The organism is Leifsonia sp. KNZ13-11D, assembly GCF_056754895.1.
Genome location: NZ_JBPGWU010000001.1, coordinates 187,168 through 200,736, shown reverse-complemented (window position 1 = coordinate 200,736; position 13,569 = coordinate 187,168). Strand labels below are relative to the sequence as shown.

The window sequence follows — 13,569 nt, the reverse complement described above, 5'->3', positions numbered from 1 at the left end:
CGGTGAAGCCCGATCCGCCGCCTCCCGGCCGCTTCTAGGATCGCTCACGCCGGGCTCTCGCCCGCGATCCACCACCCCCTGGAGGCATTCCGCCGATGTCGACCCGCGCCCGGCTGACCGCGTTCTTCGCGGCGCTCGCCGCGCTCGTGGTGGTGGCCTCGGTGCTCGCCATCGTGTTGCGGCCCGTGGCCGCGTCGCCGTCGGCGCCGGCCGCGTTCGACGTCAGCGCCGGCCTCGACGACTGCGGTCGCGGCTGGGGTGCGCCCGGCGGTACGGGCACGGATGCGCACGTCCCCGGCGGCGACCAGACGTTCACCGTCGCCAACACCACGGTCGGCGGCATCGAGGTGTACCTGCAGTCGGTCGACAGCCAGCGCGTCTACCTCGACCTGGAGAGCCTCGGCGCAGGAGCGCACGCCACCGCCCGGGTCACGCTCGGCTCCGGGCGCTACCGCTTCGTCTGCCTGCCCGCCGACGCCGACCCGGCACGCGGCCCCACCGTCGCGGTGGGCTCGCCGCCGGCCGGATCGCGCCTCACCCCCGGCATCGTGCCGGTCACGCGGAACGACCTCATACCGGTCGCGAAGGCCTACGCCGCGTGGGTCTCGGCGCGGATACCGGTGCTCCGGCAGCAGGTCGCCGCGGTCTCCGCCGACGCCGAGGAGGGCGACTCAGCGGCCGCACGCCGCGACTGGATCACCGCACACACGACGTATGAGACGCTCGGCGCCGCCTACGGCGCCTTCGGTGACCTCGGCGACGAGCTCGACGGACTTCCCCGCCACGGGCTGACGGGCTTCCACCTGGTCGAGTCGCAGCTCTGGTCGGGCGCGCCCGCCGCGACCGTCGCGGCCTCGGCCGCCCAGCTCTCGGCGCTGGTCGATCGGCTGCAAGCCACCTTCGCCGACGCGCAGCTCGACCCGGGCGAGGTGGCCCTGCGGGCGCACGAGATCGTGGAGGACGCGATCCAGGATGCACTCACCGGCGACACCGACGCCGGCTCGGGCACCGCTCTCGCCACGGTCGACGCCGAGCTCACCGGCGCCTCCGCGGCCCTCGCGCCGCTCCACGACGTGCTGGCCCCGCGATACGACCGGCTGACTGAGACCGAGCAGGCGCTGGCGCAGGCGCAAGCGCTCGTGGAGACCTACCGGTCGCCCGCCGGCGGCTGGACCACCCTCGGCTCGCTCGACCGTGCGGCGCGGGAGCGTCTGGATGCGGCACTCGACCGCACCGCGGAGCTCCTGGCGCCGGTGGCGGCCATCTGCGACCCGAGGAGGGACTCATGAACGGAATCGGACGGCGCGGCTTCCTCGCCGGCGCGGCGAGCGCGGCGGTCGCGACGGGGGCCGGGCTGGCCGGCGCGGACGCCGCGGCGGCCGCCACCCGGACAGCCGCGCATCCCGTCGCCGCGCATCCCGTCGCCGCGCATCCCGCCGCCGCGCATCCCGCCGCACTGCCGTTCCACGGTGCGCACCAGCAGGGCATCCTGACCCCCGCGCAGAAGGCCTCGGCGTTCGTCGCCCTCGACGTGACCGCAGACTCCCGGGCGGAGCTCGCCGACCTGCTCACGACGATCACCGAGCGCGCCCGGTTCCTGACGACCGGCGGAACGCCCCCGGACCCGGGGCTGACCGCACCGCCACGCGACTCCGGTGTGCTCGGGCCGACCGTCGTGCCGGACGCGCTGACGGTCACGGTCTCGGTGGGCGCATCCCTCTTCGACGACCGCTACGGCCTGGCCACGGCGAAGCCCGCGCGCCTCCGGACGATGGACGAATTCCCGGACGACGCCCTGCGGCGGGAGGTCTGCGACGGCGACCTGCTGCTGCAGGTCTGCGCCGCCGACCGCGACGCGGTCACCCACGCGGTCCGGGAGATCGCCCGCGCCACCCGGGGCGGGATGCAGGTGCGCTGGCGGCAGGACGGCTTCGTCTCTCCGCCCCGCCCGAGCGGAACCCCGCGCAACCTGATGGGGTTCAAAGACGGCACCAGCAACCCCGACACCGGCGATGCGGCCGAGATGGCCCGCCTGGTCTGGGCGAAGGCCGGCGGCGCCGAGCCCGGCTGGATCGCGGGTGGGAGCTACCACGTCGTGCGTGTGATCCGGATGCTCGTCGAGTTCTGGGACCGCGTCAACCTGCACGAGCAGGAGAACATGATCGGCCGGCGCCGGGACACCGGTGCGCCGCTGACCGCGTCCGCCGAGTTCGACGACCCGCACTTCGAGAACGATCCGACCGGTGATGTGATCCAGCTGGATGCGCACATCCGCCTCGCGAACCCCCGCACCCACGACACGGACGGCCAGCGGATGCTGCGCCGCGCATACAACTACGACGGCGGCCTCGACGTGAACGGCAACCTCGACATGGGCCTCATCTTCGTCGCCTTCAACCGGGACCTGGACCGGCAGTTCGTCACCGTGCAGAAGCGGCTGGCCGGTGAGCCGCTGACCGACTACATCCAGCCGTTCGGCGGCGGGTACTACTTCGCGCTCCCCGGAGCCCGCGACTCCTCCGACTGGCTCGGGCGCAGCATGCTCGCCTGACCACCCGGAGGCCCCCGCCACGACCGTGCCGGGGACAGTGAAAGAGAAGGAAGAAGGAATCGTGTTCAGACCTTCACGTCTGCGCCGCTCCCCCGTCGCCCTCGCGGGCGTCGCCCTCGCCGGCGCAGCCGCCCTGGCGGGCGCGGGCATCCTGGCGGGCGCTCCGGCATCCGCCAACCCCGGTGGCCAGCACGGCGACCACTCCGACCAGACCACCACCCCGATCAAGCACCTCGTCGTGATCTTCGACGAGAACATCTCGTTCGACCACTACTTCGGCACCTACCCGAACGCGGCGAACACCGACGGCACCACCTTCCAGGCGGCGAAGAACACCCCGAAGGCGAACACGCTCACGACCTCGGGCACCCTGACGGACAACCCCAACCTGTATGCGCCGCAGCGGCTCACTCCCGCCCAGGCGGTGACCTGCGACCAGAACCACAGCTACGCGGCGGAGCAGGCGGCGGTCGACGGCGGCAGGATGGACCAGTTCGTCCAGAAGACCGAGTCCGACACCTGCACCGGCGCCTACGGCGCGCCCGGCCTCGTCATGGACTACTACGACGGCAACACCGTCACCGGCCTGTGGAACTACGCCCAGAACTACGCGATGAGCGACAACTACTGGGACACGGTGTTCGGCCCGTCCACCCCCGGAGCCCTCAACCTGATCTCGGGCCAGACGCACGGCGGAACCGCCTACGACCCGAAGACCGGAGCGGTCCTCACCACCTCCACGGCCCTCCAGTCGGCCAACGCGCAGGGCGTCGGCACCGTGATCGGCGACCCCGACCCGGCCTACGACGACTGCTCCGACAACGACCACACCGCGTCGTCCGCCGTCGTCGGTATGTCCGGCCGCAACATCGGCGACCTGCTCAATCAGCGCGGCGTCACCTGGGGCTGGTTCCAGGGCGGCTTCACACCGACCACCGCGTGGAACGGGCAGGCCGGCTCGTACGCCAAGTGCGACGCGACCACCGCCAATATCGCGGGGGCGACGCCGAAGGACTACTCGCCGCACCACTCCCCGTTCCAGTACTACAAGTCGACGTCGAACCCGCACCACCTGGCCCCCACCTCGGTGAAGGCGATCGGCCACACGGACCAGGCGAACCACCAGTACGACCTGACCTCGTTCGACGCGGCCCTCAAGGCGGACAACCTGCCCGCCGTCTCCTTCCTGAAGGCCCCGGAGGCGCAGGACGGTCACGCCGGCTACTCCGACCCGATCGACGAGCAGAAGTTCCTCGTCAACGAGATCAACGCCCTCCAGAAGTCGGACAGCTGGTCGAGCACCGCGGTCGTCGTGACCTACGACGACTCCGACGGCTGGTACGACCACGTCGCGCCGAAGATCGCCAACGGCTCCAACGACCCTGCGGTCGACTCGACGGTGTGCACCACCGTGAAGAAGCCGGCGGCGGGCGGCTACGCCGACCGCTGCGGCCCCAGCCAGCGCCTGCCGCTGCTGGTGATCTCGCCCTGGGCGGCGCAGAACCGCGTCGACCACACCCCGACCGAGCAGACCAGCGTGCTCCGCTTCATCGAGAGCAACTGGCTGACCGGCCGTATCGGCGACGCATCGTTCGACACCCGCGCCGGCTCGCTCGGCGGCCTGTTCGACTGGGGTCACCCGCAGCAGCGGGAGGTGCTGCTCGACCCGTCAAGCGGTGCGGTCAGCTCGATCGTGCCGACCCGGCCGCACTGGCCGACCCCGCCGCGCGGCGGCTGGACGGCGCAGCCGTAACGGCGGAACGCATGAGGGGAGGGGCGGTCCGCGATGCGGGCCGCCCCTTTCGTCGGAGGTGCGAGGAAACCGACGTCGTCGCTCAGCGCAGCGTGTCGCGGAGCAGCTCGTCGAGCGACAGGGGGCGGCGGCCGGTCACCCGCTCGACGTGGTCGGTCACGCCCGCGAGCTCGCCGGCCGCGATCGCCGTGTAGGTCGAGACCCAGGCGTCGTTCTGCCAGTCGGGCGCGCCCCACTTCGCCCGCGACTCGTACGCCTCCGGGATCGTCTCGTCGTGGAACGAGATGCCGCGGCCGGTGTGCGCCGACAGCTTCTCGGCGACCTCGGCGAGGGTCAGCTCCTCGGGACCGGTCAGGTCGTAGGTGACGTCGGCGTGCGCGTCGGGATCGAGCAGCACTGCGGCCGCGACCCGGGCGACGTCTGCCCGGGCGACCATCGCGGCGCGCCCCTCTCCCGCCGGGCCACGGATGACACCGTCGTCGCCGACGAGCTCCAGGGCGAAGTCGAGGTACAGGTTGTCCCGCAGGAACGTGTGCCGCATCCCCGAGTCGAGGATGCGCTGCTCGGTGGCGTCGTGGTCCCGCGCCAGGGTGAAGGTCGCGTCCGGCGCCGCCCCGAAGAACGACGTGTACACGATGTGCCGCACCCCGGCATCCTCCGCGGCGTCGAGGAAGGCCAGATGCTCGGCCAGGCGTTCGCGGTTCTCGGCCGCCGACACCATGAACAGAGTCTCGACCCCCTCGAGGGCGGAGCGCGCGGCGTCACGGTCGCCGTACGAGGCGGCGGCCACCACGACGCTGCCCGGGAACCGCGGCGCCCGCTCCGGCGTGCGAGCGAGCATCCGGAAGGGCGCCCCGGCGTCGGCCAGCGCCTCCGCTGTCATCCGGCCGACGGCTCCGGTGACGCCCGTGACGGCCAGCGCCGGCATCCGGTCGCTCACCGCGTCAGCCCCCGCACAGGTGGAAGGGGTGGCCGCACGTCAGGGGTGTCGAACACGATGATGTGTGGCCTGATCCGCATGGCAGCATCCAACCCCCCACGGCCGACAGCGGCAAGAGCCGGTCAGCGCCCCAGCCGCTCGTCCAGCCAGTCGAACATCCGCTGCTCGGTGAGTGCGCGGGCCAGCGGCTGCACATGGAAGTCAGCGCCCTCCTCGGCGGTGAACCGCACGAGCGTGGAGACCTCCGGCGTCAGCGCGGCCAGCCGCTCCGACTGGCCGGGCCAGAACTGCTCGTGCTCCGGGTCGGTGATCAGGAGCGGAGTGGTGATGCGGGATGCGACGTCCTCCACCGTGTACTGGAGCACCGCGCGCATCGTCTCGGCGAAACCGGTGGTGCCGTAGGGGCGGGCGCGGAAGCGCCAGGTGTGCGAGAGGTCGGGCGAGAACTTCATGCCGAACTGCATGTCGCGGTCGAACTTCTCGTCCTGCCCCTCCTTCAGCAGCGCGCGCATGTTCGCCGGCAGGTGCTCGGTCCACGAGGTCGACACGTCCACGACGCCGGGATCGGCCACGGCGGCGGCGAAGCGGTGCTCGAAGGCGAGCGCCCGCGGCACCCAGTAGCCGCCCTGGCTGATGCCGTAGAGGGCGACACGCTGCGCATCCACCCCCGGCCGGGCGAGCACGAATTCGAGCACCGGCGTCAGGACCGCCTCCCAGTCAGGGCGGAAGGGGATGCCCCGCTCGAACAGCAGTGACTGCTGACCGGGACCGTCGAAGACGAGTGCGTCGTAGCCGCGTCGGAGAGCGCCCGACACCGCGGAGGACCACAGCGAGGTGAGGGCGCCGTCGCTGCCGTTCACGATCACCAGCACGGGACGGGGACCGGCGTCCACGGCCGCCGACCGGAACCAGTAACCAGGCATCGTGGTGTCTTCGTACGGGATCTCGACACGGTCGATGTCGAGGTCGACGAGGTCGACCCAGCGGTCCCACGCCGCCCGGTGCGAGCGGAAAGTGGGCAGCAGGTCCTCGTCGGAGGGGAGCGAGGCGACGGCATTGACGGCGGAGGCGTAGTACGAGGCCGCCCGCAGGAACGCGCTCGCTGCGCTGACCGTGTGCCCGTCAGCGGCGGCCGCCTCCGCCTCGGCTGCGATGCGGTCGCCGAGTCCGCGCCAGGCCGCGAACCACCCGTCGTGGTCCTTCGCGCGGATGCCGTGCACGGCCGCGAGGACTTCGCCGATGTCCGCCGCACCGCTGAACGCCTGTCCGATCGTGGTGCGGATCTCGAAGTCGACGTCGGGATCGCCGGAGAACGTGAACTCGTGCGTGCGCGCCATGACGACAGCCTGCCGCGTCCGTCGCGCCCGGCGCCATCCCTCGACCGGGTGGCCCAGCGGGTGGCCCAGCGGCCGGCCGAGAGGCCGGCCGGCGTCCGCGAGCGTCAGTCGATCAGGCCGAGGGCGACCAGCCGCCGCAGCACCTCGACGCCGGCCGGAGGGCAGCGGGCGGCGTCCGCGCTCGTCGTCCAGTGCACCACCCCGACCTCGCCCGAGGGGACCGGCTCCTGATCGGTGGATGCGCGGAACACGCGCATGTGCACCTGGCGGCCCTCCGGCTCGCCGTGCGCCTGCGTGCGCACCTCGAAGAGCTCGTCGAGCGCGGACGGGTCGAGCCGGAGCGCGACCTCCTCGAGCGCCTCCCGCGCTGCGGCCTCGACGGCCGACTCGCCCGCATCCACTTTGCCGCCCGGCATGTAGTAGACGTCTCGACCGCGCGCGGTGACCATGAGCACCCGACGGTCGCGCACGACGGCGACGGCGGAGACGATGAGCGGCGCGGAGGAGGTCACCCGACCACGCTACGGGATGCGGCCGCTACGGCGTCTCGGCGACCTGCTTCAGCTTGCGCAGCCCCTTCTCGAAGTCGCCGCCGACCAGCTTGTCGAGGTTGACGAACCGCGTGTACAGCTTGCGCGGCGTCTCCATGCGCCAGATCACGCGGGTCCCGTCGCCCTCCGGTTGCAGCACGAAGCGCAACTCGTTCGACGACGTGAACGGCCGTGTGAAGTCGAGGTGGATGCCGACGCCGTCCGGGTCCACCGCGGTGATCCGCATGCTGCCGGAACCGGCCTTGCGGTTGCCGGACCAGGCGTACGTCGAGCCCACGGCTCCCGGTTCGCCGGAGTAGTCGCGCTTCAGGTCGGGGTCGAGGTCCTCCCACGGCGACCACTGCGTCCACTCGGGCAGGCGTGAGATGTGCGGGAGCAGCTGCTCCGGGGTCGCGGCGATGCGCTCCATCCGCTCCACGACGACGTTCTCGGTCATGCGCTGAGACTAGCGGCCTGTGCAGCCGAGGGCCACGGCGCATTCCCGCGGGCGGGCGCTCATGGCAGGATCGGGGGCGTGACCGGCCGAACCATGCTGCTCGACAGCGCCTCCCTCTACTTCCGCGCGTTCTACGGCGTACCCGACACCGTCAAGGCTCCCGACGGCTCGCCGGTGAACGCGGTGCGGGGCTTCCTCGACATCATCGCGAAGCTCGTCACCGACTACGGGCCGGAGTCGCTGGTCGCCTGCTGGGACGACGACTGGCGTCCGCGCTGGCGGGTCGACCTCATCCCGAGCTACAAAGCCCACCGGGTCGCCGAGCTCGTTCCCGGGGGCGTGGATGTGGAGGAGACGCCGGAAGCGCTCGTCGCCCAGGTGCCCCTCATCCGCGAGGTGCTCGACGCCCTCGGAATCGTGATCGTGGGCGCCGCCGAGCACGAGGCCGACGACGTCATCGGCACGCTCGCCACCCGGGCGCCCGGCCCGGTGGATGTCGTGACCGGCGACCGCGACCTCTTCCAGCTTGTGGACGACGAGCGCGACGTGCGGATCATCTATACCGCTCGCGGCATGAGCAACCTCGAACTCGTCACCGGTGAGGTCGTGGAGCGGAAGTACGGCGTGCGCGGCGACCAGTACGCGGACTTCGCGGCGATGCGCGGCGACACCTCAGACGGCCTGCCCGGCGTGGCCGGGATCGGAGAGAAGACCGCCGCGGCGCTCCTGGCGGACTACGGCGACCTCGCAGGGATCGTCGCAGCCGCAGAGGATGCCGCGAGCGGCATGAAGCCTGCCGCACGCGCGCGGTTCGCCGCAGCCCGCGACTACCTGACCGTGGCGCCGCGGGTCGTCGAGGTCGTGCGCGACCTCCCGCTCCCCGAGGTGGATGCGCGCCTCGCGCCGCCGAGCACCGAGCAGCGCGCGGAACTCGCGGCCCTGTCGGAGAAGTGGGGCCTGGGCGGGTCGCTCGACCGCCTGCTCACGGCGCTCGACCGCTGACCGGCCCCGCTCAGGTGTCCGGCGACCACCGCCACAGCTCGCGCTGCGCGAGCAGCGCCAGCTCACGCAGCACGTCAAGGTCGGCCTCGCCTTCCGCGCGCTCGCGGGGGCTGCGGCCGAAGACGCACAGCGCGCCGATGCGGGTGCCGTCCGGCGCCTCCACCGGATAGCCCGCGTAGTAGCGCAACCCGGCTGCGCCGGTCACGAGTGCACTGCCGGCGAAACGGTCGTCCTCGACGGCGTTCGGCACGACCATCCCGTCCGCGGTCTGGATGGTGTGGATGCACGCCGACTGCTCGATGGGGATCTCCTGCAGGACCGAGCCGGTGGACGCCAGCGGCCACTCCTTCTGATCGTCGAGGACGGTGAACATGGCGATGTCGGTGCCGAGCGTCCGCTTGGCGGTGCCGACGATGTCGTCCAGGCGGGCGTCCCCGCCGCGCCCGCTCAGCTTGAGGCGCTCGATGGCGCCCACCCGATCGGAGGCGTCGGGGGCCGGGACCGCGCGCCGGCCGGTGTGCTCGTGCAGCGCCGGCGCCAGGACGTCGACGATCTGCCGGGCCCAGAACAGGTAGTCCGCGGGCGTGCGATGGCGTCCCGAGTCGCCGCGCGGCGGCGCGCCCAGCGCGACGAACTGCGTGCCGGTCTCGCGGCAGACCCGGCGGGCGACCGCGTTGAGCCGCTCGGCGTGCTCCTGCGCGATGGCGCCCGCGGCCGAGTCGTACGAACGGATGGAGCGGATCGGCTGGGCGCCGAGCCAGATCACGATGCGGGGTTCGCCCGCATGCGCACGCGCGAGCAGCGCGCGCAGGCGCGCCTCCCAGCGTTCCGGGTCCGCCAGCCGGATGGCGTCGGGGATGGTGGCGCTCAGCACCACCGCGTCGTAGCGCTCGGGACCGGCTGCGTCGAACAGCCGCGTGAGGCGGCGCACCCCGGCGGACGGGTGCGGGACCACGTCGACGACGGCGCCACGGTCGGTGGCCGCCGCGAGAGCGCGGGCCACGCCGCCCGGCAGCGCCAGGTCGTGGCTGCCGACACCCCAGCCCACGACCGGTCCCGAGCCGACGACCAGAACCCGCAGCGCACGGCGACCGGAGGCGAACGCCTGCCGCTCCCCGACCGGCCGGACGAGCCGGTTGCGCACGGCGACGACGCGGGCGCGCCAGGCGAATATCCTCGCCCGGCGAGGGAGCGACACCCTGTCGTCGTCCACCCTCCGACCGTAGCCCGGCGCCGGCGGACGCCCAAACCGGCCCGGCGAGGACCGTTCGCTGACAGACTCCTCCGCCACCGGCGCGGACGCCGCCGTCACGGGGTCACGAAGCGCCCCTCCTCCGCGTCGCGGCTGGACTGCTCGCGCAGCACGAAGTGCTGCTTCTTGCCGGTCGCGGTGTACGGCAGCTCCGCGACGAACGTGTAGCGCCGCGGGCGCTTGTAGTCCGCGAGCGCGACGGCCGCCCGGCAGTGCGCATCCAGCTCGCGCGCGGCGGCCTGCGGATCGGCGAGCCTCCCGGGGCGCGGCTGCACGTACGCCACGACGATCTCGCCCCACTCGGCGTCCGGCAGCCCGACCACGATGCTGTCGGCCACATCCGGATGCGCGGCGAGCACCTCCTCCACCTGCACAGGATGCACGTTCTCGCCGCCGGAGATGATCATGTCGTCCTTGCGGCCCACGATCGTCACGATCTCGTTCTCGTCCCAGCTGGCCAGGTCGCCCGGGTACATCCAGCCGTCGCGGAACTTGCGAGCCTGCTCCTCGGGATTGTGCATGTAGGCGTACCCGCTCTTCACGCTCCGCATGATCACCTCGCCGATCTCGTGGCCGTTCTTCGCCGCGAGGTCGTCGGGCGCCGCGACGCGGTCGTCGCCGTAGACCTTGACCACCGCGACGTCGTCGTCGAGGCACGCCCGGCCCGCCGCGCCGGCGGCGTCAGGGAGGTCCTCCGGCCGCAGGTAGGTGTTCCAGAAGGCTTCGGTCGTGCCGTACCCGTTGGCGATCCGCGGCGTGAGCACGCGCTGGTAGCGCAGGGCGGCCGAGCGGTCGAGCGGAGCGCCCATGGTGACGATGCCGTGCAAGGACGACAGGTCGCGCGGGTCCGCCTCCTGCGCATCGGCCAGCCGCTCCAGGTTGGTGGGTGCGCCGATCACGTAGGTGAGTCCGTGCTCCTGGATGCCGTCGAGCACGACCTCCGGATCGAAGCGGGGCAGCGTGACGACCTCGGCGCCTACGTAGAAGGCCGTGTTGGGTCCCGCGCAGTAATTGCCGCCGCGGTGGAACCACGGCGACATGTTCATGGTTCGGTCGGTGGGCGAGAGCGGGAAGTGCATGATCACGTCGTGCGCGGTGAGCACCTCGTTCAGGCTGGTCAGCGGTACGGCCTTCGGCATCCCGGTGGTCCCGCTGGTGTACAGACGGGAGGTCTCGTCCCACACGCTGGCGCCGTCCGGGGCCCGGAACGACGGCGCCCCGTCGACCAGCAGCTCCTCGAAACGGACGGCGCCCTCGATCAGCGGTCCGTCGCCGACGGCCGCGAGCACCGCCGGCCGGTGCCTGGCCAGCTCCAGCGCGGTGCGCACGCTGTCGCTCGCGGCGGCGTCGTAGACGAAGACCGCCGGCCGGGAGTCGTCGAGGATGTGCGCCGTCTCCCCCGGGGCGAGGCGGAAGTTCATGGGGGAGCTCACCGCGCGCAGCCCTTGGGCGGCGACGTACAGGAACGCGAACTCGGGGGTGTTCATCAGCTGGTACGCGACGATGTCGCCCACCCCCACCCCGCGAGCGGCCAGTCCGGCGACGAGGCTGCCGGTGACCCGTCCGAGGTCGCCGTAGGTCCAGCTGCGGCCGGAGGGCGGATCGGTGATGGCGACGCGCGACGCGTACCGGTGCGTGTTCCGCTCCACCGCTGAGGCGTAGGTGAAGTGCTGCTCGAAGACGGCCCGGAGGATGCTCGGGTCGTACTCGGTGTTCGGCTGGATGCCGGCATGAGATGCCGGGTCGGTGAGGGTCATGGTTCTCCTCGGGTACTGCGGGTTCAGGCGTCCGGTGGGCGTCGACTCCGTCTCGGATCGGTGGGGGCGGTGTTCCGGTCGAGCTCCGACCAGAACGGAGGCGCGACGACGGTGAGGCCACCGTCGACGACGAGGGTGTGGCCGGTGATGTAGCCGGCGGACGGGGAGGCGAGGAAGCGGACGGCGTCCGCGATGTCGTCCGCGGTGCCGACGCGGCCGAGCGGGATGCGTGACGTCATCGCATCCAGGTCCGGGACGCCGTCGTTCCCGTAGAAGAAGTGCAGGGAATCGGTGTCGATCAGGCCGCCGTTCACGGCGTTCACCGTGATCCCGTGGCGGCCGAACTCGGCGGCGAGGTGACGCACCCACGACTCGACGGCCGCCTTGTCGGAGCCGATCGCACCGTACAGCGGGAAGGCGCGGTGGCTGCCGTAGCTGGTGACGGCGACGATGCGGCCACCCGTCGCGCTCCCGTCGGCACGGGTGCGCATCCGGTCGGCGGCCCTCTGGGCCAGGAGGACGAACGAGCGGACGTTGGTCGCCCACGATCGCTCGAGGTGCCGGGACGTCAGCTCGGCCGCCGGGCGGAACGCCGATGCTGCCGCACTGGCGACGAGCACATCGAGGCGGGCGCCCGGAGGGAACTCGTCCGCGAACAGACGGTCGATGTCCTCCTCGCTCTCGAGCTCCAGGCGGTGGGCGCGCGCCGCACCTCCGGCCGCGGCGATCGCGTCGACGACCTCGGCGGCGGCCTCCGCCTCCCGGCGGAACGTGAGCACCACGTCCATTCCCTCGGCGGCCAACGTCTCGGCGATCCGGCGGCCGATGCCGCGAGAGCCGCCGGTCACCAGCGCGCGCCGCACCGGCTGGCGCTGGTGCGCGGGCGGCCCTTCGCGATCCGGGGAGCTGTTCGTCGTGACCTCCGTCGTGTCGGACGACAGTCTAGGACCGTCGGAGGCTCCCTCCGGTACGCGGGGGCCGCCCACCCTCCGCCTACGGCAGGATGTGCCCCGCCGTGGTGAACAGCCGGTACCACTCCTCGCGGGTGAGTGGGATCTCCGACCCCGCCGCCGAGTCGCGAACGCGCTGCTCGTTGGTCGTGCCGAGCACGACCTGCATCCCGGCGGGGTGCCGGGTGATCCAGGCGACCGCGATCGCCGTGGGTGTGACGTCGTACTTCCCGGCCAGCTCGTCGATCACGTCGTTCAGCTCGGCGTAGTTCTCACGGTCGCCCAGGAAGACGCCGTCGAAGAAGCCCTTCTGGAAGGGCGACCACGCCTGCAGCACGATGTCGTGCAGGCGTGCGTAGTCGAGGATGCCGTTGTCGCGGTCGATCGACTGGTCGAGGCCGGCCATGTTCGCCGCGATGCCCTGGGCGATGAGCGGCGAGTGCGTGATGCTGAGCTGCACCTGGTTCGCGATCAGCGGCTGCGACAGGGAGCGCTGCAGAAGCTCGATCTGTGCGGGCGTCTGGTTGGAGACGCCGAACGCGCGCACCTTGCCAGCGCTCTGCAACTCGTCGAAGGCGAGGGCGACCTCGTCGGGCTCGACCAGGGTGTCGGGACGGTGGAGGAGAAGGATGTCGAGGTAGTCGGTCTTCAAGGCCTCGAGCGACCCGTCGACCGAGCGCAGGATGTGCTCGCGCGAGAAGTCGAAGAAGCCGTTGCGGATGCCCACCTTGGACTGGATGACCACCTGGTCGCGCTCAGCGGCCGGGATGGCGCCCGCGTCGCCGAACCGGCGCTCGCAGCCGTGGCGCTCGCCACCGTAGACGTCCGCATGGTCGAACATCGTGATGCCCTCGTCGCGGGCGGTGCGGACCAGAGTGCGGATCTGCTCGTCGTCCAGCGACGAGATGCGCATCAGGCCGAGGACGATGTTGGACGCGGTGATATCGGTCCGGGGAAAGGTGAAGGTCTTCATGCCTTCCATCTAACCCCTCGTCAACCCCCTGACGGCGCGGAATTACGCGCCTACTGTCGGTGATGCC

General features: G+C 72.0%; 12 protein-coding genes. 4 read left to right on the top strand and 8 right to left on the bottom strand.

Annotated elements, in window-relative coordinates:
* Positions 1–95 precede the first annotated feature (95 nt).
* The 3 genes from ACR9Y5_RS00985 (at position 96) to ACR9Y5_RS00975 (ending at position 4,304) form a co-directional block, all read left to right on the top strand.
* Positions 96–1,289 carry an EfeM/EfeO family lipoprotein gene (locus ACR9Y5_RS00985; protein ID WP_481296188.1) on the top strand — a complete coding sequence of 398 codons (1,194 nt, stop codon included), beginning with the start codon at positions 96–98 and terminating at the stop codon, positions 1,287–1,289.
* Positions 1,286–2,551, top strand: a complete 1,266-nt coding sequence (efeB, locus tag ACR9Y5_RS00980; protein ID WP_481296187.1) for an iron uptake transporter deferrochelatase/peroxidase subunit — start codon at positions 1,286–1,288, stop codon at positions 2,549–2,551. The genes ACR9Y5_RS00985 and efeB overlap by 4 nt, the downstream gene beginning before the upstream one ends.
* Before the next feature lie 61 nt (positions 2,552–2,612).
* Positions 2,613–4,304 (top strand): phospholipase C, encoded by a 1,692-nt coding sequence (locus ACR9Y5_RS00975; protein WP_481296186.1) that lies wholly within the window; start codon positions 2,613–2,615, stop codon positions 4,302–4,304.
* 82 nt (positions 4,305–4,386) lie between these two features.
* Here ACR9Y5_RS00975 and ACR9Y5_RS00970 read toward each other — a convergent pair whose 3' ends face one another.
* From ACR9Y5_RS00970 to ACR9Y5_RS00955, 4 genes are all read right to left on the bottom strand, one after another.
* Complete coding sequence (locus tag ACR9Y5_RS00970; protein ID WP_481296185.1) at positions 4,387–5,244, bottom strand: SDR family oxidoreductase; 858 nt, start codon at positions 5,242–5,244, stop codon at positions 4,387–4,389.
* 122 nt (positions 5,245–5,366) lie between these two features.
* Complete coding sequence (locus ACR9Y5_RS00965) at positions 5,367–6,581, bottom strand: alpha/beta hydrolase family protein (RefSeq protein ID WP_481296184.1); 1,215 nt, start codon at positions 6,579–6,581, stop codon at positions 5,367–5,369.
* A gap of 104 nt (positions 6,582–6,685) precedes the next feature.
* Entirely contained in the window at positions 6,686–7,093 is a 408-nt protein-coding gene (locus tag ACR9Y5_RS00960) for an NUDIX hydrolase (protein WP_481296183.1), read from the bottom strand.
* A gap of 25 nt (positions 7,094–7,118) precedes the next feature.
* Complete coding sequence (locus tag ACR9Y5_RS00955) at positions 7,119–7,568, bottom strand: SRPBCC family protein (protein WP_481296182.1); 450 nt, start codon at positions 7,566–7,568, stop codon at positions 7,119–7,121.
* A gap of 78 nt (positions 7,569–7,646) precedes the next feature.
* Here ACR9Y5_RS00955 and ACR9Y5_RS00950 point away from each other — a divergent pair, with 78 nt between their 5' ends.
* Positions 7,647–8,570 (top strand): 5'-3' exonuclease, encoded by a 924-nt coding sequence (locus ACR9Y5_RS00950; protein WP_481296181.1) that lies wholly within the window; start codon positions 7,647–7,649, stop codon positions 8,568–8,570.
* A 10-nt stretch (positions 8,571–8,580) separates the two neighbouring features.
* Here ACR9Y5_RS00950 and ACR9Y5_RS00945 read toward each other — a convergent pair whose 3' ends face one another.
* The 4 genes from ACR9Y5_RS00945 to ACR9Y5_RS00930 all read right to left on the bottom strand — a co-directional run bounded on the left by ACR9Y5_RS00945 (position 8,581) and on the right by ACR9Y5_RS00930 (position 13,502).
* Positions 8,581–9,783, bottom strand: a complete 1,203-nt coding sequence (locus ACR9Y5_RS00945; RefSeq protein ID WP_481296180.1) for a GDSL-type esterase/lipase family protein — start codon at positions 9,781–9,783, stop codon at positions 8,581–8,583.
* A gap of 95 nt (positions 9,784–9,878) precedes the next feature.
* Positions 9,879–11,579: a class I adenylate-forming enzyme family protein gene (locus ACR9Y5_RS00940; protein ID WP_481296179.1), complete on the bottom strand. Its 1,701-nt coding sequence runs from the start codon at positions 11,577–11,579 to the stop codon at positions 9,879–9,881.
* 23 nt (positions 11,580–11,602) lie between these two features.
* The gene (locus ACR9Y5_RS00935; RefSeq protein ID WP_481296178.1) at positions 11,603–12,565 is read right to left on the bottom strand and encodes an SDR family oxidoreductase; all 963 of its coding nucleotides are present in this window, start codon (positions 12,563–12,565) and stop codon (positions 11,603–11,605) included.
* A 7-nt stretch (positions 12,566–12,572) separates the two neighbouring features.
* Positions 12,573–13,502, bottom strand: a complete 930-nt coding sequence (locus ACR9Y5_RS00930; RefSeq protein WP_481299503.1) for an aldo/keto reductase — start codon at positions 13,500–13,502, stop codon at positions 12,573–12,575.
* Between the last annotated feature and the right edge of the window lie 67 nt (positions 13,503–13,569).

Excerpts from the sequence above, each read along its gene's own strand:
- ACR9Y5_RS00985 (WP_481296188.1), top strand. The coding sequence starts at position 96 with ATGTCGACCCGCGCCCGGCTGACCGCGTTCTTCGCGGCGCTCGCCGCG.
- efeB (WP_481296187.1), top strand. The coding sequence starts at position 1,286 with ATGAACGGAATCGGACGGCGCGGCTTCCTCGCCGGCGCGGCGAGCGCG.
- ACR9Y5_RS00965 (WP_481296184.1), bottom strand. The coding sequence starts at position 6,581 with ATGGCGCGCACGCACGAGTTCACGTTCTCCGGCGATCCCGACGTCGAC.
- ACR9Y5_RS00955 (WP_481296182.1), bottom strand. The coding sequence starts at position 7,568 with ATGACCGAGAACGTCGTCGTGGAGCGGATGGAGCGCATCGCCGCGACC.
- ACR9Y5_RS00940 (WP_481296179.1), bottom strand. The coding sequence starts at position 11,579 with ATGACCCTCACCGACCCGGCATCTCATGCCGGCATCCAGCCGAACACC.
- ACR9Y5_RS00930 (WP_481299503.1), bottom strand. The coding sequence starts at position 13,502 with ATGAAGACCTTCACCTTTCCCCGGACCGATATCACCGCGTCCAACATC.